Annotated in this window: 17 protein-coding genes; 7 read left to right on the top strand and 10 right to left on the bottom strand. The window is 72.8% G+C overall.

Annotated features, from left to right (window positions below):
- Positions 1–23: 23 nt before the first annotated feature.
- Positions 24–2,801, bottom strand: a complete 2,778-nt coding sequence (locus LN251_RS39875; RefSeq protein ID WP_458249027.1) for an alpha/beta hydrolase family protein — start codon at positions 2,799–2,801, stop codon at positions 24–26.
- Between the two features lie 472 nt (positions 2,802–3,273).
- Between LN251_RS39875 and paaI the strand changes: the two genes are divergently transcribed.
- A complete protein-coding gene (paaI, locus tag LN251_RS39870; RefSeq protein WP_458249026.1) occupies positions 3,274–3,693 on the top strand; it encodes a hydroxyphenylacetyl-CoA thioesterase PaaI in 420 nt (139 codons plus the stop codon).
- Between the two features lie 6 nt (positions 3,694–3,699).
- Here paaI and LN251_RS39865 read toward each other — a convergent pair whose 3' ends face one another.
- Together LN251_RS39865 and LN251_RS39860 are read right to left on the bottom strand one after the other, a co-directional pair.
- Positions 3,700–4,110, bottom strand: coding sequence for a Zn-ribbon domain-containing OB-fold protein (locus tag LN251_RS39865; protein ID WP_383672516.1), 411 nt, complete (start codon positions 4,108–4,110; stop codon positions 3,700–3,702).
- A 131-nt stretch (positions 4,111–4,241) separates the two neighbouring features.
- Positions 4,242–4,907 (bottom strand): TetR family transcriptional regulator, encoded by a 666-nt coding sequence (locus LN251_RS39860; protein ID WP_458249529.1) that lies wholly within the window; start codon positions 4,905–4,907, stop codon positions 4,242–4,244.
- A gap of 217 nt (positions 4,908–5,124) precedes the next feature.
- On the opposite strand from LN251_RS39860, the gene LN251_RS39855 reads away from it, so the two are divergent.
- Positions 5,125–5,784 carry a peptidoglycan-binding domain-containing protein gene (locus tag LN251_RS39855; protein ID WP_458249025.1) on the top strand — a complete coding sequence of 220 codons (660 nt, stop codon included), beginning with the start codon at positions 5,125–5,127 and terminating at the stop codon, positions 5,782–5,784.
- A 30-nt stretch (positions 5,785–5,814) separates the two neighbouring features.
- Here the strand turns inward: LN251_RS39855 and LN251_RS39850 are convergent, their stop codons facing one another.
- The 7 genes from LN251_RS39850 to LN251_RS39820 form a co-directional block, all read right to left on the bottom strand.
- Complete coding sequence (locus tag LN251_RS39850) at positions 5,815–8,238, bottom strand: SpoIIE family protein phosphatase (RefSeq protein ID WP_458249024.1); 2,424 nt, start codon at positions 8,236–8,238, stop codon at positions 5,815–5,817.
- Positions 8,239–8,355: 117 nt separating this feature from the next.
- Positions 8,356–8,922 (bottom strand): antibiotic biosynthesis monooxygenase, encoded by a 567-nt coding sequence (locus LN251_RS39845; protein WP_458249023.1) that lies wholly within the window; start codon positions 8,920–8,922, stop codon positions 8,356–8,358.
- A 55-nt stretch (positions 8,923–8,977) separates the two neighbouring features.
- Positions 8,978–9,352, bottom strand: coding sequence for a hypothetical protein (locus LN251_RS39840; RefSeq protein ID WP_142145628.1), 375 nt, complete (start codon positions 9,350–9,352; stop codon positions 8,978–8,980).
- Between the two features lie 318 nt (positions 9,353–9,670).
- Positions 9,671–10,594, bottom strand: a complete 924-nt coding sequence (locus LN251_RS39835) for a MurR/RpiR family transcriptional regulator (protein ID WP_458249022.1) — start codon at positions 10,592–10,594, stop codon at positions 9,671–9,673.
- A 124-nt stretch (positions 10,595–10,718) separates the two neighbouring features.
- On the bottom strand, positions 10,719–12,410 hold the full coding sequence (locus tag LN251_RS39830) for a phospholipid carrier-dependent glycosyltransferase (protein WP_458249021.1): 1,692 nt from the start codon (positions 12,408–12,410) through the stop codon (positions 10,719–10,721).
- A 93-nt stretch (positions 12,411–12,503) separates the two neighbouring features.
- Positions 12,504–14,432 carry a phosphatase PAP2 family protein gene (locus tag LN251_RS39825; protein ID WP_458249020.1) on the bottom strand — a complete coding sequence of 643 codons (1,929 nt, stop codon included), beginning with the start codon at positions 14,430–14,432 and terminating at the stop codon, positions 12,504–12,506.
- 255 nt (positions 14,433–14,687) lie between these two features.
- Positions 14,688–15,602, bottom strand: coding sequence for an N-acetylglucosamine kinase (locus LN251_RS39820; RefSeq protein ID WP_458249019.1), 915 nt, complete (start codon positions 15,600–15,602; stop codon positions 14,688–14,690).
- Between the two features lie 309 nt (positions 15,603–15,911).
- Here LN251_RS39820 and LN251_RS39815 point away from each other — a divergent pair, with 309 nt between their 5' ends.
- From LN251_RS39815 to LN251_RS39795, 5 genes are all read left to right on the top strand, one after another.
- Positions 15,912–17,045, top strand: coding sequence for an ROK family transcriptional regulator (locus tag LN251_RS39815; protein ID WP_458249018.1), 1,134 nt, complete (start codon positions 15,912–15,914; stop codon positions 17,043–17,045).
- Between the two features lie 274 nt (positions 17,046–17,319).
- Entirely contained in the window at positions 17,320–18,651 is a 1,332-nt protein-coding gene (locus LN251_RS39810) for an ABC transporter substrate-binding protein (protein ID WP_458249017.1), read from the top strand.
- Positions 18,652–18,765: 114 nt separating this feature from the next.
- Positions 18,766–19,677, top strand: coding sequence for a carbohydrate ABC transporter permease (locus LN251_RS39805; RefSeq protein ID WP_458249016.1), 912 nt, complete (start codon positions 18,766–18,768; stop codon positions 19,675–19,677).
- A complete protein-coding gene (locus tag LN251_RS39800; protein WP_458249015.1) occupies positions 19,674–20,576 on the top strand; it encodes a carbohydrate ABC transporter permease in 903 nt (300 codons plus the stop codon). Before LN251_RS39805 ends, LN251_RS39800 begins: the two co-directional genes overlap by 4 nt.
- A gap of 2 nt (positions 20,577–20,578) precedes the next feature.
- Entirely contained in the window at positions 20,579–22,279 is a 1,701-nt protein-coding gene (locus LN251_RS39795; RefSeq protein ID WP_458249014.1) for a hypothetical protein, read from the top strand.

The raw sequence follows: 22,279 nt of genomic DNA, 5'->3' as shown, positions 1-22,279 counted from the left end.
CGGCCGTCACCCGTGGATCGGGCCTACGGCGCGTCGACCACCGTGCCCGCGAGCACCGGCCCGCCGGGCAGCGGGTCGCCGTTGTCGTCGGCGAGCTGGAAGCGCACCGACTCGGCCGGCTCCGCCACCTGGTCCTTGACCGTCGGCAGCTCCACCTGAGCGGTCAGCTTCCCGGCCGGGACGTCGGCCGCCAGGGCCAGGTACCTGATCGAGGACAGCGGGCGCTCGGGATCGGGCTCCTCACCGGAGGAGTCCGCCAGCCAGTGCGGATCGACGTCCTTCGTGGACAGCTCCGGGCCGCCGGTCACCGGCGTGACGACGAAGTACTCCGCGAGGTCCACGTCCGCGGCCGCCGACAGCGACACCTTCCACTTCAGGGCGCCGCCCTCGGTCACCCGGTCCGCGACCGGGGTCACGGAGACCGCGGGCATCGGGTCGTCGTTCTGCACGGTGACCCCGCCCCGGTAGGAGCCGATGACGGCACCGTGCACGGCCTTGACCAGCACGTCGTTCTGCACGTCGTACGAGAAGCGCGTGTTGCCCTTCACCTGGACGGGGACGTCGATGTCGTGGCCGCCCGGGCGCACCGTCACCAGACGGTCCTTCGCCCGGCCGGTGACCGGGTCCACGACGTACACCCGGACCTGGCCGCTGCCCTGCCCGGCCACCCGCACCGGCACCCGGTAGGTGCGCACACCGGAGTCGCCCTCCTTGACCGTCGTCCGGCCGACGTCGACGCGCGGCAGCGCGGCCTCCCGCACCGCGGGGGTGCCCGGGCGCCAGCCCCAGGCGTCCATCAGCCAGGCCTTGCCCCTGGTCGAACGGGGCGTCAGGTCGAGGGACTTGACGTGCCCCAGGTCCACACCCGCCCGGGTCGCGGCCGTCAGCGGCACACGGACCTCGCGCGCCCAGTAGGAGGCGGTCTGTTCGGTGCCCGGCAGTCCGTCGATCCGGACGCGGCCGAGCGTGGCCCGCCGGCCGTGGGTGTCGGTGACGGACACGTCCAGCTTGGTGCCGGTGGAGTTCGGCGGCACGATCACCCGCAGCGCGAGGTCCTTGCCGCCCTTGAGCCCGACCGGGGTGCCGGGGCGCACCCGCACCGCCGATCCGGCCGCCGACCAGCTCAGCGCGACGGCGCGACGGCCGGCCTCGCGGTCCGTCTCCCACTGCGCGAAGTGCGGCGAGGCGCCCTTGGCACCGGGCCCCAGGCAGGCCACGTGCACGTCCGGGTCCACGGCCGAGCACAGCCGTCCGCCGGTCACCGACAGGGGGCCGTCCGGCAGAAAGCCGCCGGCGCGGTGGGCGCCGACCGCGTGCGTCAGCACCCGCGCCGGGTCGGCCGACGGCGCCCGCCGGCCCGTGCCGTCGAGCAGCGGGCGTACGCGGTCGTCACCGGCGACGAACAGCCGGGCCGCCGCCGCGATGTAGACACTGCCGGCCTTGTGCTGCCGGTCGGCGGTCAGCCGGGTCGCGGTCCCCCGGGCGCACACCGGGTCCGGGTGCTGGGGGTCGGTGTAGAAGTCGTCCTCCGAGGGGGCCTCGGACTGCCCCGGAGTCCACTCGGAGTTGAAGAAGTTGTGGTCGGCGCCGATCACGTACACCGCGCTGTGCAGCGCCTTGCCGCGGCTGACGCCCCGGGTGCCGTCGACGTAGACCTCGCCCTGCAGGTCGGAGACGTCGCCGTCGCAGCCCGGCAGGATCGTCGCCGACGGCACGTCCGCGACCGGATTCTGGCCGAAGATCGTCGGTCCGATCAGCACGGTGCCCCGGATGTGCCAGCGGACCGGGCCGCGGTAACCGTCCCGCGCGGCGGGCGGGGGAGAGAGGCTGTCCATCGCGGCACGGTTCACGCCCTCACCGCCGCGCGAGTGGCCGACGAGCAGGACCCGGGACAGGTCCGCCTTCGGTGCCCGGCGCACTACCGCGGGGGCGGTGCGGGGGTGGGCGGCCCAGTCGGCCCAGCGGGCCAGGTGCTGCCGGATCAGGGAGGAGCGGGCCTGCGCCCCGCCGTCCTCGGCCGCCCAGTCCTGGCCGTTGACGCCGTTGGCGGAGATGGAGACGGTCACATAGCCCTGCGACGCGAGCAGGCGCTGGTCGCGCAGATAGCCGCGGTAGCTGGGGATCGGCTTGGTGCCCGCCGGGCAGGGCCATTCGCCGCCGGCCTCGTTGCCCTTGTAGCAGGTCGCGTGGCGTCCGTGCAGGAACAGCGCGAGCGGCCGGCTGCCGGTGGCGCCCTTGGGAGCGACCACCACGGCCTTCATCTCGACGGGCTGGGGGAAGTCGGGCAGCTTGACCGGGGCGAGGTCGTACTCGCCGGTGGCCGTGCGGTACTGGCCCGGCTTGCCGGGGTCCACGGAGTTCGCCGGAAGCGGCGCGGGCGGCTGCGGGGCCGCCGCCTCGGGCCGGGTCCCGGGGGCCTTCGCGCGGCCGGCGGCGTCCAGTTCGCGCCCGCCGGCACGGACTTCGAGGACCTTCAACTCGCCTGCGGAGCGGATGCGTTCGAGGTCCAGCCGGAAGGTGCGGCCGTCCTGCGCGGCCTTCGGGTGGCCGAGCAGCCGGTCGCCCGCGTAGAAGTCGACGCGCGCGTCCCCCATGCGCACGGGCGCGGCCGAGCGCCACACCAACTGCCGTTCCCCGCCACGGCCGGCGATCCGCCAGCCGGGCGGGAGGCCGCCGTCGTCTGTCACCGCCGCGTGCGGACCGGCAGCGGGCGGCGGTGCCGCCTGCGCCAGTCCTGGCGATCCCCCCGCCACCGCGAGCACCACCGCGGCGGTCGCCCCTATTCGCCGGGCACGGATCAAGGTGTTCCTCCTCAAGTACCGGTCGCGGGCACCCCGTTGGTCGGGCGGGGCACCTCGTGACCCGGAGGACGGGGAGACGAAGCTGTGGGTTGCCTGTGACCGGTGATGTGACGGGGGCCGGTGGTGTGATCAGGCCAAACCCGTAGGGCGGGCATGCGTCCGCGGGCTTCGGCAGACCTGCGTCCGTGTGGCTCACGCCGAGGCCGTGCGGCGGGCATGCACCCGCGTCCGTCGGGACAGGACCCACTGCCCGCTCGGCCGGGCGCGCGAGGCGCACGGCGGGGGAGACCCCGTATGCTCGACGCGCTGTCCGGCCCGTCGACGCGGGCCGGCCGGGGCGGCGCCGCTGGGCACGACGGCGATGGAGCACTACGGCACCCTGACGCTTCCCCCGGGGCTCGCGGCCGACCGGCGTCGCTGGACCGGAGTGCCCGTGGCCTGTGCGGGACCCGATACCTGGACTGTGGGAGCGATGACGCGGAAAGAGGACGGCGCGAGCGAGGCGGCCCGGCGCATGTTCGACGCGGACCGTGCGGCGCGGGCCCTGGGCGTCGAGCTGGTGGAGATCGCCGAGGGAAGCGCCGTGGTGCGGATGACCGTGACGGCGGACATGGTCAACGGACACGGCATCGCCCACGGCGGCTGCGTGTTCCTGCTCGCCGACACCGCCTTCGCCTGCGCCTGCAACAGCCACGGCCCCGTGACGGTCGCGGCCGCCGCCGACATCGACTTCGTGGCGTCCGCGCGCGAGGGGGACTTCCTGACCGCCGAGGCGGCCGAGCGGGTGGGCTTCGGCCGGAGCGGGATCTACGACGTCACGGTACGGCGCGGCGACGAGGTGGTCGCCGAGTTCCGGGGCCGCAGCCGTACCCTGCGGTCAGCGCCGGACTGATTCCGGTCAGGTCCAGGCGCGGAAGGGCTCGTCGACCAGCTGGAACACCGGCTCGCCACGGACCGGGTCCTTGGCCGTGGACAGCCGGACCCGGTCCCCGCTGTGGATGCCGATCGGCGGCCCCATGACCCGGCCGCGCACGACGAACCCCTCGGCCATCTCGACCAGCGACACATTGCGGGCGGCAGGGGTGTTGCGGTGCACCGTCGTGGAGTGGCGGACCGTGCCGACGCCCTCGCTGCGCTCCGTCCGCAGATCGCTGCCCTGGCACACCGGACACAGCAGACGGTGGTACATGGCGGTGCCGCACCAGGTGCAGCGCTGGAAGAGGATGGCGTCCGAGTCCCGCGGCGCCGTGTCGAGCACGCCCGCCGAGCCGCCCGCCTGCCGGACGACGCTTCCTGAGTGGTGGTACACGCTGGTCAACTCCCTGCGCTCGGCCGGAATCCCACGTGCGCGGTTCGCCGTGCCACCGTGCACGGCATCAATGTATGGCACTGAGTGTCATACGTAAAGGCACTGCGTACCCTCAATATGACGGTGGCCGGTCAGTCCTGTTCGAGGGTGCTCTCGATCTCCCGGACCACCCGCCACATCGGCGCGCCGCGCCGGGAGACGATCACCACCACGTCCTCGGGCTCCTCCGCGCCGTGCGGCGCCCGGCGCCCTGCGAAGGCCTGCTGCACGTACCCCAGCGCGTGGTCCAGCGCGGCACTCGCGTCGCCCTCCCCGTCCGAACGCAGCCAGGACCGCAGCGCGTTGTTGTGCGCAGCCGCCACGGCCGCCGCGACCACGTCGGCCCGCAGCGTCCCGTCGGGACGGCCCGCGAGGCGGTCGCGCAGGTAGTCCGCGAAGGCCCGCTCGTAGCGCCACACCACCGACAGCTCGTACGCGCGCAGCCCCGGCACCTGCTTGGTCAGCCGGTAGCGCTGCACGGAGAAGGTCGGGTTCTCGGTGTACATCCGCAGCACGATCCGGACCGCGTCGCACACCCGCCGCACCGGCTCGTCGTCGGAGCTCTCGGCGAGGAACGCCGTCATGTCGGCCAGGCAGCGCTCGTGGTCGGGGAAGACCACGTCCTCCTTGGACGGGAAGTAGCGGAAGAACGACCGCCGTCCGACGCCGGCCAGCGCCACGATGTCGTCGACGGTCGTCTGCTCGTAACCGCGCTCCAGGAACAGCTGGAACGCCGCCGCCACCAGGGCGTCCCGCATCGGGGGCTTCGCGGCCGCCGGCTCGGTGCTCATGAACGCGAAAGTAGCACCTCCGGGACACGGATGGCACTCAGTGCAGGCCGAACAGGGAACTGAGTGCTCTGTACGCTCCCGGAGGGTGACGACGGCCGGGCGCTGAACTCCCGGCGTCGCCCCCGCGTATCTCTCCTCGGGGAAGGGCGGACAGACCCGCCACGGGAGGGAAGGAGAGCGTACTGTGCCCACGCCGCCGGCATCCGGGTCACCTCAGGACCAGCCGCCGCTGGAGCCCATCCGCGTACTGCGCCCGCGCCGCACCGACGCCCTGGCCGAACTGTTCCGGGAGATGGAGCAGGGCGGCTCCGGCCTGGAGACCGTCACCGTGCCCGACCCGCACTCCTGGGACGAGGGCGAGACACAGGAACTCCCGCCCGTGCGGACCGACGACCGCATCCCGCCGCGCGGCGACCGGTTCGGCTTCGGACCGGGCCTGCGCCGAGCCGCCGTGGCCGTGGCCGTCGCGGCGGCCGCCCTGGTCGGTTTCGGCGGCGCGCTCCTGCTGTCCGGCAACCGCGACGACACCCGCGCGCAGGCACCCGCGCCCACTGCCTCCGCCGAGCGGACCCCCGCGGCCACCGCCACGCCCGCCGGGGACCCCGACGGCGCGGGCACCCTGCGTGAGGGCGACAGCGGCCCGGCGGTGACCGACCTGCAGCAACGCCTGCTGCGCATCCCCGACGTCTACCGCGACGGCCCCACCAGCGGTGTCTACGACGCCACCCTGCGGGCCGCGGTGGCCCGCTTCCAGCTCTGGTACGGCATCCGGGGCGACGAGACCGGCGTCTACGGCAACGACACCCGGCAGGCACTGGAGTCCCGCACGGCGCCCACCGGCTGAGGGCGCGGCGCCGGGTCCGGTGGCCGCCGGCTACTCCGGCTCGGCCGGCACCCGGATGTCGAGCAGGCAGACGTCGTCGCGCCGTTCACCCGCGAGCACCTCGGCGAGCAGCGGGCCGAGTGTGCCCGCCTCGTCGCAGCGGTGCGCCAGCACACCTTCGGCGAGCCGCTTCAGCCCCCGGTCGAGGGTCTCTCCGGGCCGCTCGATCAGGCCGTCGGTGTAGAGGAGGACGCGGTCGCCCGGTTCGAGGTCGACCGCCGCCTCCTGGAACCGCGGTGCGGTACTGGCGCCGAGCAACATGCCGGCGGGACGGTCGAGGAAGCGCACCTCGCCGTCGCGCAGCAGCAGCGGTGGCGGATGGCCGGCCTGGGCCCACAGCAGACGGCGCCGGGCGCGGTCGTAGCGGGCGAGGACCATGGTCGCCGTGCCGTGCGAGTCGCGGGAGTGCAGCAGCAGCCTGTTGAGCCGGGACAGCGCGCCGGTCAGCGACGATCCGGTGATGACCATGCCCTTGGCGGTGAAGCGGAGCTGGGCCATCGTGGCCACCGCGTCGATGCCGTGACCGGCGACGTCACCGACCACGAACAAGGCGTCCCCGTCCGCGAGTTCGATGGCGCTGAACCAGTCGCCGCCCACATGGATGCCCGACTGGGCGGGCAGGTAGCCGACCTCGACCCGCAGCCCGGCCAGCCGGACCGGCCGGGTGGGCAGCGGCAGCAGCGCGTCCTGCAGCCGGCCCGCCAGGGTCCGTTCGGCCAGCAGCACGTCGTGCTGGGTGAGGATGGCCCGTTCGCTCTCGACGAGGGCGAGTTCCGCGCTGCGCTGGGCGGTGAGGTCCTGGATGACCCCGTGCACCTCGACGGGGGTGCCGTGCGAGTCCGGCACCGCCTCGGCGACGGCGCGCAGATGCCGCAGCCCCGCCGTCGTCCTGATCCGGAAGGGCAGGTCGAACGGCCGCCCGTCCCGCAGGAGCCGCGCGATGGCGTGGGCCAGCGCGGAGCCGTCCTCGGGCAGCGCGAGGCCCGGCAGGTCGCCGAGGGCCACCGGTCCCGACTCGGCGTCCCGGCCGAGGAGCGCGTACACGTGCGAGGACCAGGTGACCTCGTGCGTGAGCAGGTTCCAGCTCGCCCAGCCCAGGTTGCCCAGCCGCTGCAGATCCGCCAGCCGCTGCTCCTGCCGGTCCGAGGAGCCGTGCCGCACCCAGGTGAGGACCAGCCCCTCGCCCAGACGGGTCGCCCGTACCGAATAGGTCGACAGCTCGGCGATCCCGTCCACGATCTCCTGGTGCCCGAACCGCTCGCTCTCGTACGGCTCTCCGGTGGTGAGCGTCCGCATCAGCCCCCGGCGCAGCGGCGGTTCGGCCGCCAGTGCCGGACAGCACTCCTGGAACCGGCGGCCGACCAGCTCGCGTCCGGCCCTGCTCACCACGTCGCCGGCCTGGGCCGTGGCCGCGGCGACGCGGAAGTCCTCGACGCCCTTCGACGCGTCGTGCGGCAGCAGGAACATGGCCGCGCCGGGCAGTGCGTCGAACACCGCCTGGACGGAGTCCGCGGCGGCGTCGACCGCGTCCCCGGGGCGGGTGTCGAACGCGCGCAGCCGTCCGGCGCACAGGCGCGCCACCGCCTGCAGAAGGTCACGGTGCTCCGGCGAGAACGGGCCGCTTCGAGAGCGCAGGACGCCGATGCACACGTCGGTCGAGGCGCCGCGCCGTCCGTCCGCCGCCGCGGGAGCTGGCAGGGGCAGCCAGACGCGGGTGGGCCAGCGGCTGGGCGGATCACCGATCAGCAGATACCGTCTGCGGTCCGTCTCGAGGTCCTCCAGCCAGCGCGGCTCGCGCGCCCGCAGGGCGTCCAGTGCGGCGACCCCGCTCAGCGGCGGGACGTGATGCCACTGGGCGGCCAGCGTCTCCTCGATGCCCGCGTGCCCGATGAGGTCGAGTCCCCCGGCGGGCAGCCACGCGTAGATCATGACCGCGTCGGCGTCGGCGGGGGCGAGCTGCTCCAGCAGGCACTGGGCGAGTTCCTGCGGTGTGGCGATCCGCACCAGCTCCCTGCCGAGCGCGGCGAGGGCGACGCAACTCCCGTCGTCCGGGGCCGGGTCCCGCGACGGCGGGGCGGTGGAGGCGGGGCCGGCATCGGGTCGGCTCGCGGCGGCCGGCCGGCTTTCCGCCGAGACGTCCTGCGGCATCGCCAGGGTGCCGAGGGTGATCCAGCACTCCTCCAGCAAAGTGCGCCGGCCGGCCTTGGCGCGCCGGCGGAGCTCCTCCTCCGCCGCGTCCGGAGTGGAGCCGGTCAGGGTCATCAGCGCGCCCTTGGCCCGCTCCAGGACAGCCGCCATCGCCGCCAGGTCCCGCAGCCTGTCCAGCTCGGCGCGCTGCCTGGCGACGACCTGGGCCAGCGCGACGGTGTCCGGCGCGGAACCGGAATCCGCCGGCGTGGCGGGCTCGCTCGTCACGCGTTGAGCATCGCACACAAAGCTGGGCCCGATCACGGTCTTGCCTGCCCGGACTTCACTCGAAAAGGGGACGCCCGACGCCGTGGCCGTCGACGTTCCCGCTCGCGCACACCGCGCTCACTCATCCGGTTGCCGGTAGAGCCACAGCCGCAGCAGCCGGCTGAGCAGCGGCATGATCAGGTACGTCAGCACCGGCAGGAGCACCACCGGGAAGACGGCCGCCCGCAGGAGCAGCGGCCAGGCCCTGGTGCGGGGCGTGGCCAGCCACTGGATGAGGAGGGTGCAGGGGTAGGCGCCGAGGAACGTGGTGAGGACCATCTTCCACCGCGGTGGGGACTGCACGGTCGTGCCGGGGAGGCTGAACCAGGTCTCCATCCCGCTCGTCGACTGCCGTTCGCTGCCGACCTCGGTGGCCACGCCGTCGATCCGCCGATGCCACTCGGCCCGCTCGGCGGACCGGAGCCACTGGGTGAGCCGGTCGGGGTCGGACCAGCGCAGTACCGCATGGAAGCGGTGGCCGTCCTCGGGGCGCAGCCACGAGACGCCCTCGTTGCCCGGGAAGCGCCGGGCGCAGCGGGTGATCCCGCGGGTCCACGCCTCGAACTCCTGCTCCCGGCCGGGCCGTACCTGCCAGGTGAGGACGGTGGTGACCGGCTCGCCTCGGCGCAGTTGGGTGGTGCTCATGCTCACCACGGGTGCCACGCGTCGCCCGGATCATGCGCCGGGCGCCGGTGCGGGGTCAGCGCCCGGCTTCCACCAGGGCCCGGGTGACGGCGCGGACGCTGCGCGCGATGTGCTGGAGCTGCATCACTTCCGCCGCGTACAGCTTGATCGTGTGCTCGATGACCGACTCCGGCATGCCGAGGCCGGGGAGATCGGCTCGGGCGGTCTGCAGGGCGGTGCGGGCCACCCGGATCTCCTGCTGGACCTGGATCTGCGCGTGACGGGCGAGCAGCACGGGATGGCGGATGAGCGCCGGATAGCTGGCGTAGCGCGCCGGTACCAGCTCACGCAGCCACTTGGCCGCCGAGCGCTCCCAGTCGTAGGAGCCGGGCTGCTTGACCTGGCACGGCCAGTCCGGGCTGAGGCGCGTGGTCGTCAGTTGCATGAGCATCGCTTCCGGGTGTGCGGCGTCGTGAAGGGTGGTCCGACGAGTGCGGGCGGCCCCGGCCTAGGGGATGACCGGGGCCGCCACGGGCCTCGCGAGGCGGGGCCCGCCCGAACACCACCGGCGCCGACGCGGGTAGGAGACGGCGGCTTCGGGTGTCCGGGTGACGCGTGAGAAGTATTTATATATGCCGTCTGCTTTGCAAGACGCATGAAAACATTCATGCGCGAAATGATGTGAAAGGTCCCTTTGTAATTCCGGACAGCGGGTGGGGCGGGTGTTACCGACGGTTGCGGCTTCGGTGGTTCCGCCGAGGGGTCCCGGTCAGTCCCGCAGGAAGAATTGATGCTGGTCGGAGATCTGCTCGTACTCCTCCAGCCGAGCCTGGGTGCGCTCCGGGTCGGCGTCGGTCATGGCCTGCAGCAGCGCGGCGGCGATCACGCCGGGCGCGGCGTAGGAGTCGAAGACCAGCCGGGAGCCGGTGCCGGTGGCGAAGACGACGTCGGCCTCGTCGGCCACCGGACCGAGCGCCAGATCGGTCACCAGGGCGACCTTGAGCCCGGCGCTGCGGGCGACCTGTACCGCGGTCAGCGTCTCCTGGGCGTGCCGCGGCATCGAGAACGCCAGCACCCAGGTGCCGCCCGCCTCACGGGACTGCAGCAGCGCGTCGTAGGCGACACTGCCGCCCAGGGTCACCAGCCGCACGTCCGGGTGGATACGGCGGGCGGCGTAGGCGAAGTACTCGGCGAGCGAGACCGAGATCCGCACGCCCAGCACGGTCAGCGGGGTGGACGCGGACAGCTCGCGGCCGATGGCGATCAGCTGGTCGGGGTCGGCGAAGTCGCGCCGCAGGTTCTCCAGGTTCTCGATCTCGGCGTCCACCGCCGCCTGCAGTTCGTTGCTGCCGTTCTCCTCGGTCGCGCCGGGCCCGCCGGCCAGGGTGCCCAGGGCGATCGACTGGAGCTTCTCGCGCAGCGCGGGGTAGCCGCTGAAACCGACCGCCGCCGCGAAGCGCGTCACCGACGGCTGGCTCACGCCGACCCGTTCGGCGAGGTCGGTGATCGACAGGAACGCCGCCTCGGTGATGTGCTCGATCAGGTACTGGGCGATGCGCCGCTGGCCGGGAGAGAGCCGGGGCCGGTCGAAGAGCGTCCTGAGCTGCGATGCCGGCGCGGCCTCCGCTTCAGGAGCGGTTTTGCCCGAGGTGATCGAGGATGCCTGTGCGCGTGCCTGCTGCGGCGATGGCACCGGTGCGCCTCCTTTGTCTGCCACAGTGCTTCAACATAGCTCACACACCGTCGTGACCAGGGCTTGTACGAGGGCAACGGGCGCCCGGCGGAAGGATCCTGAGGCTGTCGGCCGCAGGATCGCCTCAGCGGCGGTAGATCGTGATCGAGTGACCGACCTCGTCGACGGGGCGGCTGCTGTCGATCAGCGTGCGCAGCCGCCCGCGCGCCTTGTCGACCGCCGAGTCCGACACCACCAGCAGTCCGTGCACCTGACCGGGCGCCACCGCGCGCGGATCAGCGGCGGTGATGCCGTAGTACGACGGCACGCCACTGCCCTTGTACACCAGCCAGATCCGCTCGCCGCGGTACCGCTCCCGCAGCCGGTCGGCGAGCCTGCCCAGATCCTGGCCCCAGTCGACGTTGGAGTCGTGCAGCCGCAGATACGTCTTGTCCGGGCCGCCGAACGCCTCGTTGGAGTACGGCAGATAATAGGGGAACGTCCGCAGCGAGGAGACCGCGACGAACAGCACGAGCACACCGGTCGCGAGGGTCGCCCAGCGCCGTCGCACGGCGAGCACACCGCCGGCCGCCACCGCCAGGAACATCGGCACGAAGATCGCGTAGCGGGTCCCGAAGTCCCGCGACCCGGTCATGGCCGCGGCCAGCAGCACGGCGGGCGGGACCAGCACGTAGGGCGCGGCGGGCCGCAGCCGCCGCACCGCCACCACCGCCGCGGCACCGGCCGCCCACAGGGCCGGCATCCCGAGCGGCGTCTTCACCAGCAGCGCGGCCGGCAGGTAGTACCAGCGCGAGCCGGTGTACAGGTGCCCGAACAGGAAGCCCTGCCACGGATACCGCTCCAGCCCGAACTGGATGCGCATCCCGTCCAGATACGACGGCGGGAACGGCATCAGCCGCAGGAGCAGCCCCTTCAGGCCGTGCACGGCGGGCACCTGCTGCCCGGCGGCCGACCACCGCAGCCGCGGATCGACCACCAGGTACGACAGCCATACGACGGCCAGGCCGGCCACCGCCACGACCGCCGCCCCCGCCACGGCCCGCCCGAGCGCCCGCCGCCGGTCCCCGGACACCGTCCCCCACACCGACCAGGCGGCCAGCGCCATCAGCACCGGTACCACCGGCAGCACGCTCATCTTGGTCGCCAGCCCCGCGCCGAGGGCCAGACCGCCCAGCGGCACGTACCGCCGGGGGCGCCGCCGGGCCCGCCACAGCAGCCAGGCCGACGTCAGCACGAATCCCGCCGCCGGTACGTCCAGCGTCGCCAGCGAACCGTGCGCGATGACATCGGGGGACAGCGCGTACAGGGCCAGGGCCACCGCACCGGCCGCGGCGCCCGCCACTTCCCGGGCGAAAGCGAACACCACCAGCCCGAACAGCAGGGTCAGCACGATCATCGGCAGCCGGGCCCAGAACATCAGCCGCCACGGGTCGTTGCCGGACTCGTACAGCAGATGGCGCGCGTACGCGCTCTGGTTGCCCCGGTAGGCCGTGTCCACGTGCGGATCGGCGACCGCCACCCCGACGGCGACGACCAGCTTGCCCAGCGGCGGATGCTCGGGGTTGAGCCGGACACGGTGCTCGCGCAGATAGTCGGCGGCCGTGGCGACGTAGATCGGCTCGTCGATCGTCGGGGTCTGCTGCACGGCGGCGGTGACCATCGCGGCCGCCATCTGACCGAGCAGGACCACCACCAGCAGGGGCAGCAGCCACCGCCGACCGGGCCGGTGCGTGGCCGGTGCCGCCCGCGGCGGCTGCCGCTGCGCGTCGTCGCATGGGCCCGGTGCGAGGACCGAGTGCTGTTCGTGCGCCATCATCCGCCCCGCGGTGACACCGGCCGCGAGGGGGCGGGAGCGATCCGGGGCCCTGTCATGGACCCCACTGTCGCACCGTCTCCCGCCCCTGGGATGTCACCGCTTCATGAGTCGTACCGACAGACCTTCCGCCGTGTAGACGGGTACGGCCCGCAGCCCCTCGGAGTTCACCTCCACGCGGTCGAATCGGCCGCTCAGCCGGGGCGCGCACACAACGCGCACCGTGTCGCCCGCGACGGGCGGCCGGTCGGCGTCGAGCACGAGGGACAGCACAGCGCCCGTGCCCAGCATCGCCCGGCGCGTCACCTCCAGGGCGGGTTCGTGGCCCGAGCGCAGCGTCAGCTCCAGCGTGGCGGACTCCTGCGCGTACGTGCCGTGCACCCGCACCGGCCGCGGCACTCGCAGCGTGCCGCCGGACACCCGCACATCGCCGTGCCCGAGCGCGTGGGACGAGGCGGCGACCAGCACGCCGTCCCGCACCACGGTGCCACCGGTGTACGTGTTGTGGCCGGTCAGGGTGAGCGTGCCGGTGCCCAGCTTGGTGAGTGAGCCGGCGCCGTCGATGTCGTTGCGCCAGCTGTCGGCCGCGCCGAAGCCGCCCGCCGCCGCGTCCAGCGTCACGCTCACGTCGGAGTCGAAGGCGCCGTAGCCGTCCGCCGCCGTGAACAGGTCGAGCCGGCCCCACTGCTCGAAGCCGTCCAGCAGGACGTACCCCGACGGCAGGGCGGTGGTCCGCAGCACCTCGCGCCGCTGCTCGGCGCTCAGGTACGGCAGCCGTGTCTCCAGGAGCACCTCGGCGCCCTTGGGCACGGTCAGCGGGGTGCTGCGGCCCTGCCGGCTGAGCACGTAGGTCAGCCGGGGCCGCACGGCGCGGGCGTTGGCGTCCCGGTCGCCGTAGGCGTCGCCGGCGCCGGGGTGCGCGTAGGCGTACAGGGAGTCGGCGGTGGTGCCCGTGCGCCCGGTGAAGTAGTCCAGCGCCTGGGCGCGGGCGGCGGCCTTGAGGCCGGCGTTCGCCGGATCGGCCAGGGTGGCGGCGGCCAGGGCGGTGGCCATGATGCGGCCGCCCATCACATCGACCGTGGAGTGCATGCCGGCCATGATCCGGGTGTGGCTGAGCTCGAAGGCGCGGGCGACCAGCTCCTGGAAGCGCTCGGGCACGGCGTAGGCGTAGGCCAGGCCCGCCAGGTGGAAGGCGTTGGTGTGACCGCTGGGGAAGCCGCCGTCGTCCGTGGGGGAGGTGCTGCGCTGGCGCAGCAGTTGGGGCGCGATGACCACCTTCGAGTCGTAGACCGGGTAGCCGAGCGCGTCCGTCGCGCCCGTGTCGACGACCTCGCTGTCCTCGTTCATGCGCCAGGGACGCGGGTACTGATAGGCGTACTTGGACGGGTTGCCCGACGCCCAGTTGCCGCGCACCGTGTCGACCAGCTCGGCCACCTTGCCGAGCGCGGAGTCGTGCGACCCGGCACCCAGCGCGGAGCCGGCCGGGGCGTCGGCGGGCACGGCGTCGTCGATCTTGGCCGGCGGGGTGCCGTCGGGAGCGCCGGTGATCGAGGTGACCGCCTTGGCGCCCGCCTTGTAGAGGTCGGCCAGCGGGCCCAGGCCCGCGATCATGGCGTAGCTCTGGTGCTGGCGGTCGTAGAGGAACGCCTCCTTCGCCTGCGCGTCGGTCCGGGCGCCGGTGAGGCGGGCGCAGTAGCGCATGTTGGCGCGCAGCACCTCGGGCATGAGCGGCGTGCCGGTGTTCCAGGCGCCGCCCGTCTTCCATATCCGCGCGAACCCGCCGAGGACCCGTACGACCGCGTTGGTCTCCGGGGTCTGGTTCGCCATGACGTTGGTCTTGTAGTCGTCGACGAACGCGGCGGCGGAACCGGCGGCCTTGGCGTCGGCGGCGCCCAGCCAGGAGGCGAAGGTGGGCGCGGCCAGGACGCCGGCCGAGGCGCCCAGGGAGGTCTTGAGGAATCCCCGTCTGCCGACGGAGGGTCGGCCGTTCGACGAGGTGGAGCGGTGCCCGGCGGATGACGGCATGCGTGTGCCTCTCTTGAGTTCTTCGGCCCTGCGGCCGGGGGAGATCGAGCGGTCAGAGGTGTTCCGTGGGGCGCGGCGATGTGCGCACACGGTGCGTCCCGTGAAGCTTTGAGCGAAGATCTACGGCCGTGTCCTGGCCCGCCGGGGAGTGCCCGGCGGCCGAGACGTGTCGTGCGGGTGAACTGAGCGGACCGTGGGAGGTCCGCTGCCGCTGTGCGGCGGGGCTTCGGCGAGGGCCGGGCCCCCGGCGCCCCCTCACAGCAGCGAACGCGCCAGCGCCACCGCGCCCTCGACCGGGGGCACCCGCAGGGGCTGCGGGCGTGCACCGGGCAGGGAGGCGGCGAGCGAGGAGACGAACGCGTCGTACAGGGCGGGCTGGTTCAGGATCGTGCCGCCGGCGACCACGACGTCGTCCACCGGGAGCCCCCGGGCGGCGAGCCGTTCCACGAGCGCGGCGAGCGAGCGCCCGGCCGCCGCGATCACGGCGCGCGCGAGGGGGGAGCCCGCCTCGGCGGCCGCGAACACCGCCGGGGCGTGCCTGCCCCATTCCGCGGAGACGTCCCGGGCGCCCTCCAACGCGGCCCCGAGCGCGGGCACTTCGCCGACGCCGAACGCGGCGACGAGACCGCGGGCGAGGTCGTCGGGTTCCTCGCCGCGGTCATGGGCCGCCCAGACGGCCCGCGCGGCCTCGCGGACGAGTCCGGCCGCGCCGCCCTCGTCGCCGAGGACCGCGCCCCAGCCGCCGACCTGGACGGGGGTGCCGTCGGCGAGCCGGCCCACGGCCACGGACCCGGTGCCGGCCACCAGGCCGACGCCCTTGTCCGACCCGGCCGCGGGGACGAGGAGTTCGGCGTCGCCCACGACCAGCGCGGGCGCGTCGAAGTGGAGTTGCAGTGCGGTACGGATCTGCTCGCACTGGCGGGGGGTCTCACAGGCGTGGCCGCCGACGGCCAGCGCGGACGGGCGGGTGCGCGCCGGGCGGGTGCGCGCCGGGAGGGCCTCGGCGACCAGCGCGGCCAGCCAGCCGGCCGCGGCCACGGGGTCGTGCGGCCGCCAGCCACTGCTGGACCGGACGTGATCGGCCACGGGGTCGTGCCCCGCCAGGGCGCGGAGGTGGGTCTTGGTGCCACCCACGTCGATGCCGACCACGAGAGGCGTGAAGTCCTGCACGGAACCTCTTTCGTCGTTGCGCTGTGCTGCGACGGCGGGCGAACCGTGCCTGGTCAGAAGCAGGTTGAAGCACTCGCGAAGCCCCGGGACGGGCCTCTGGACGGAACACGGCAGGCGAGTACCGTGAAGTTCGTTAGGAAGTTAACTAACGAAGTACAGTGCGTCAAGAGGCTTCGCGCACCCGACCGGCCGAGCACCCCGTGGGACGGGGGGCGGCCTCGCGTGACGCCGGGCATCCCATCGCCGCCTCCCCGCAGTCCGTCCGACGGGGAGCGGCCCGTGACCTGCGGGAGAACTGTGGAACACGACGTGGTGCGAGCCCCGCGCCTGACCGAGAGCGCCGGCGCGGTCTTCGCCGTCCTGGCCCGGGCGGGCAGCGCGACGCGGCCGCAGCTTGCGAGCCTGGCGGGCCTGTCCAAGCCGACGGTGTCCTCGGCCGTCGCCGAACTGGAGAGCGCCGGGCTCGCCGCCCATTCCGGCACCGCCTCCAGCGGCACCGGCCGCAGCGCCGCCGTCTATCGGCTGGGCCCGGCCGCCGGCGCCGTCCTCGCCGTCGACCTCGGCCCCGCCCTGACCCGGGTGCGCGGCTGCGCCCTGGACGGCACCCTGCTCGCCGAGGCCACCGAGTCCCGGGAACAGGCCGCCGAGGCCGTCCGGGAGGCCCTGGACGCGCTGCCGGCGGGCGCCCCGCTGCGGGCCATCGTGGTCGCCGTCGGTGACGTCACCGCGCGCGACGACGAGGGCGCGGGGGCGCGTCCGGCGACCGCCAAGGCCGGGCCCGTCTTCGACGCGGTGGCCGTCGCGCTGCCGCCCGGGGTGCCCGTCCACCTCGAGAACAACGTCAACTGCGCGGCGCTCGCCGAGCTGCACGAGGGCGCCGCGCACGGTCGCGAGACCTTCGGCTACCTGCGGATCGGCGTCGGCATCGGCCTCGGTGTCGTCATCGGGGGCCAGGTGCTGCGCGGGGCCAACGGCGCGGCGGGCGAGGTCGCCCGGCTGCCCTACCCCTGGGACGACGGCCGCGAGCCGCGGCACGAGGCCCTGGAGGAGCACGTCGGCGCCCGCTCGCTGCTGCGCCGGGCCGCCGAGGCCTGGCGCGAGGAGGACGGACCGTGCCCGCGCACCACCGAGGACCTGTTCTCCCTCGCCGGGGAGGGCCGGACCGCGGCCCGCGCCGTGGTGGGCCGGCACGCCGCCGACATAGGCCGGCTCGCCGCCGCCGTGACCGCCGTACTGGACCCCGGCCTCATCGTGCTCGGCGGCAGCACCGGGGCGTATCCGCAGCTCCTGCCGGGTGTGCGGGCCGAGCTGGAGCGGCTGAGCTGGCCCACCGAGGTGGTCAGCAGCACGCTCGGCGATCTGGGCACCGTCGTGGGTGCCGCACGGCTCGCGGTCGCCCGAGGAGTCCAAACCGTGACCGAGGCCGCGCATGCGAAGGATTGACGGCCTCCGACTCGGTCTGCCAATGTCCGGACAAGCGCTTTCTAAGTCGGCCGGGACGCCGGCTTGGGTTGGCGTCCCGGCCGTACGCGACGTACGGCAGCCGCACGAGGGCGTGCTTGTGCGACGACGGCCCTCGGGGCCGGGGATCCCACCCGTCGAGGCGAAGCGGCCGGGCGAGGCCGCACCCCCGGAAAGCGAAATTTCCTGCAAAATGCACCCGTGCCGCCTCGATCGGCGCCGTGCTCCGTCTCCTACGACGAAAAAGGGATCGAAGATGACCAATGTGGGTGTGCGGCGCTCCCGCCGACTCGGCCGCGGCGGTATACGCCGTGTGGTTCCCCTCGCTGCCGTGGCCACGGCAGGTGCCCTCCTGCTCTCCGCCTGCGGAGGCTCGGGGTCGAGCTCGGGCGGTACCTCCAAGTCCCTGACGTTCTGGATCTCCACGGTTCCGGGACAGGACGCGGGCTGGAAGAAGCTGGTCGCGCAGTACAAGAGCGAAGCCGGCGTCAAGGTCAAGCTCGTCAACATCCCCTACGACGGCTACACCACCAAGCTGCACAACGCCGCGCAGGCGAACTCCCTGCCCGACGTGGCGGCCGTGCCGGCGCTGGACCCGATCTGGTCGAACAAGCTGGTCGACCTCAGCTCGATCGCCAACAACAAGGCGAACAAGATCAACGCCAACTTCCTGGCGAAGGACTCGTCCGGGAAGGTGCTGTCCATCCCCTCGGACGTCACCGCCTCCGGCCTGTTCATCAACAAGTCGCTGTTCGAGAAGGCCGGGGTCTCCTTCCCGACCTCGCCGCAGAAGACCTGGACCTGGACCGAGTTCATCAAGGCCGCCAACAAGGTCCGCGAGAAGACCGGCGCCAAGTACTCCCTGACCTTCGACCAGTCCCCCTCGCGGCTGCGCGCCATGGTGTACGAGCTGGGCGGCAAGTACGTCCACGCCGACTCCTCCGGCAAGTTCTCGGTGGACGCCGCGACCAAGAAGGCCGTGAAGACCTTCGTCGGCTGGAACGACGACAAGACCATGCCGAAGTCGGTGTGGACCAGCGGCGCCGACCCGTCGGCCATGTTCCAGAGCGGTGACGTCGTCGCCTACTGGTCCGGCGTGTGGCAGGTCGCCGCGTTCTCGGAGTCCATCAAGAAGTTCGACTGGGCGAGCGTCCCGACGCCCGCCGAGCCGGTGCAGGCCAGTGACGTCAACAGCGGCGGCATGATGGTCGGGTTCAACAACAACGGCGCCGCGGCCACCGCGGCGAAGAAGTTCATGTCCTGGCTGTACGAGCCGGCCCACTACGCCGAGCTGTGCGCGGCGTCCGGCTTCCTGCCGGTCGAGAGCGGTCTGAGCCCGAAGTACCCCTTCAAGTCCGAGGCGGCGCAGGCGGCGTTCAAGCTCTACAACGAGGAGATCCCGCTCTACGCCCCGATCTCGGGCTACTTCAACAGCGCGCAGACGAACTGGGTGCTGAAGGGCAAGAGCCTCACCGAGGACCCGACCAAGACGGAACTCGGCAAGGCGATCAACGGCCAGCAGTCGCCCGACAAGGCCCTGGAGAACATCGTGGCCGGCTACAACCAGCAGGTCGGCGGCGCGTCGTAGGCCGCGGGGCCGGGCGGCGGGCCGACACCCCGCCGCCCGGCCTTGCGCCCAGGTGATGCCGGGCCCACGGCCCGAGCCCACGGCAATCCAATCCCCCAGCACGGAGTCAGGAAGATGACCAAACGCGCCTCGGCCGTGTCCGCGAGCCCGCCCAGGAGACGCAGCAAGTACGTTCTCGCGCCGCTCGTCCTCATCGCGGCCAATGTCGTGCTCTTCGCGCTGTTCTTCGTCTGGCCGGCGGTGATCGGGCTCGTCTACTCCTTCACGAACTACACCGGCGTGGGGGCGTTCCAGTTCGTCGGACTGGACAACTACCACAGCCTCTTCGGGGACTCCACCTTCTACGACGCGCTGACGCGGACGCTGCTGTACGCGGTGCTCTTCGTCCCGCTGAACTTCGCGCTCTCCCTCGCCGCCGCCAACCTGGTGGTGAGCAAGCACGCCAAGGGCACGTCCGTCGCCCGCGTCATCTTCTTCATCCCGTGGCTGCTGTCGCCCATCGTCGTCGGCGTGCTGTGGCGGTGGCTGTTCGGCGAGAACTTCGGACTGGTCAACTACGTCATCGAGAAGCTCGGCGGAAGCGCCGTCCCGTGGCAGTCGAACGCGGACCTGTCCCTGATCGTGGTCGTGATGGCCGCGTCCTGGGCCTGGACGGGCTTCTCGATGCTGCTGTTCATAGCGGCGATCAAGAACGTGCCCACCTCGTACTACGAGGCGGCCTCCCTCGACGGAGCCGGCCCCTGGCGGCAGTTCGTCAGCATCACCCTGCCGAGCATCGCGCCCACCTCGTTCATCGTGATCCTGCTCAACACGATCAACGCGATGAAGGAATACCCGGTGTTCGTCGCCCTCAACAACGGCGGACCCGGCACGTCCAACAACCTGCTCGTCCAGTACATCTACGAGACCGGCTTCAAACGGGGTCAGATCGGCTACGCGAGCGCCGCGTCCTTCGTGCTCATGCTCATCCTGATGGCCGTCGCGATCGTCCAGCTGATCGTCAACCGGCGGGTGGAGAACCGATGACAACCACAGACATTCCGCGCCCCGTCGACGCCGCTCCCGGACGGGCCGTCGCCAAGAAGCGACCCCGCGGAGCCGGCAGCGGCGGGCTGCGGCGGGCGGTGTCCGCGACGACCCTGCTGTGGATCCTCGCCTGCCTCTACGGGCTGCCGGTGCTGTGGTTCGTCCTCAGCTCCTTCAAGCCGGCCAGCGACCTGTTCTCCTATCCGCTGACGCTGGTACCGCACAACCCCACCCTGTCCGGCTTCAGGGCGGCCTGGGACAGCGCCAACTTCTCCCAGTACTTCATCAACACCGCCATCGTCTGCGTGATCACGACGATCCTCACGGTGGGCGTCAGCTGCTGCACCGGCTACGCGCTGGCCAAGTACGACAACAAGTGGCTCAAGGCCTTCTTCCTCTGCATCCTGGCCACCACGATGCTGCCCGGCGAGGTCATGCTCGCCCCCGAGTTCCTGGTGGTCCGCAACCTCGGCCTCTACAACTCCTTCGCGGGCATCATCCTGCCGGCCGTGCTCACCGCGACCGGATGCTTCATGTTCCGCCAGTTCTTCCTCACGGTCCCCGACGAACTCGTCGAGGCCGCGCGCATCGACGGCGCCCGCGAACTGTCCATCTTCCTGCGGATCATGGTGCCCATCTCCCGGCCCATCATGCTGACCCTCGCCATCCTGTCCTTCCAGTGGCGATGGAACGACTACATCTGGCCGCTGCTGATGCTCAACGACCCCAACAAGTTCACCGTGCAGATCGGCATCCAGAGCATCGTCGGCGCGCAGAACATCAACTGGTCGGTCCTGCTGGGCGCGTCGGTCATCTCCATGATCCCGCTGATCGCCGTCTTCCTGGTCTTCCAGCGCTACGTGATGGGCGCCGACATCAACGCCGGACTGAAGGACTGACCTTGCCCGCTCCGATCGACCACGAGTTCGTCCGCGCGGCAGCGCTCGCCGCCGACGGGTCGGCCGATCCGTCGGCGGAATTCATCGAGCCGCACCGCGCCCTGGCCCGGAGGGTGAAAACCCTGGTCGCGGCGTACCGCTCGCCGGAGTCGGTCCTGCACGGCAGCGAGCGGGCCGTCGCCGCCGCGCTGACCCACCTCCGTGCCCTGCGGTCCGCGCAGACGGCGTCCGGCCTCTTCGCGGGCGGCGACAACGTGCAGTCGCCGCCGGACTCCGCGTTCACCGTCAACGACGTGTGCGACGCGCACGTCCTCGCCGCGGGCGCGGGGCCCGAACTGGCCGACGTCACGGCGGCGCTCGCCGAGATCGCCGGCGCCGCCACCGAAAGCCTCCTGGCCGGTGGCGTGCACACCCCCAACCACCGCTGGGAGCTGTCCGCGGCGCTGGCCCGGCTGCACCGATCGTTCCCCGACGACCGGCTGCTCGTCCGCGCCGAGGGGTGGCTCGCCGAGGGCGTCGACATCGACGCCGACGGCCTGTACTCGGAACGCAGCGCCGTCTACGCGTCCATCGTGACCAACCCGGCGCTGCTGTTGCTGGCCGAGGTGCTCGGGCGTACCGACCTGGTGGACGCCGTCGAACGCAACCTCACCGCGACCCTGGACCTGATCAGGCCGGACGGCACGGTGGAGACCGTCCACTCGCGCCGCCAGGACCAGAGGCAGTCGTTCGCGCTGTGGCCCTACCTGCCGCACTACCGGCTGCTCGCGATCCGCACCGGCCGGGGCGACTTCGCCCGCGCTGCCCGCCTGGCGGCCGCCGACGGCATCCACGACCCCGACCTGCTCGCCCAGACCCTCCTCACCCCGGATCTGTGCCGCGCCCTGCCGGCCCCGGACGCGGAGCAGCTCCCGCGCGACCGGTACCTCCCCACCGCACGCCTCGCCACATGCGCTTCGGCCACCGCCCACACGGTGGTGTACGGCGGCTCCGACGTGCCCGAGCACCGGCGCATCCGCTCGGGCCTCGCCTGCAACCCCACCTTTCTGCGCCTGTTCGCCGGTGCCGCCGTCCTCGACGCGGTCCGCCTCTCAAGGGGGTTCTTCGACCTGGGCCCGTTCCGCGCCGCCGACATGCAACGGCTCGCCGACGGCCGCTACCTGCTCACCCAAACCCTCTCGGCCGCCTACTACCAGCCGCTGCCGTCCGACCGCCGGCGGGACGACGGCGCCTACCGGATGGCGGACGAGGGACGCTTCTCGGCCGCGATGGCCTTCCCGGACCGGCCCCGGGACGAGGTCTCCCACACGACCCGCGTGCAGGTGGACCTGCGGGAGGACGGGGCCGACCTGTGGATCGACATCAGCGGCCCGCCGGTGCCCTGGGCCCTCGAACTGACCTTCCGGCCGGGCGGCGAGCCGCAGGGCGCCGTACCGCTCGGTGACGGAAGCTGGTGCCTGACGACCGAGCCGTTGACCTACCGCGTCGGCGACGACGAGATCCGGGTCGAGGCCGCCGTCGAGACGGGTGAACCGCTCGCCGGGCCGGACCGGAGCGGCGTACTGCGCTATGACCCCGGGCAGGACCACACCGTGGTGGGCGGTACCGACGCGACGACCGGGAACCGCGTCTACATCGGTGGACGTGGCCCGCACACACTGACCGTCGCCCTGCGCGCGATCACCTCAGGCATGAAGGACTGA

The organism is Streptomyces sp. MAI_2237 (genome assembly GCF_054189285.1).
Note: the sequence above shows the minus strand (reverse complement) of the source record. Positions and strands in the feature narration are given on the sequence as shown.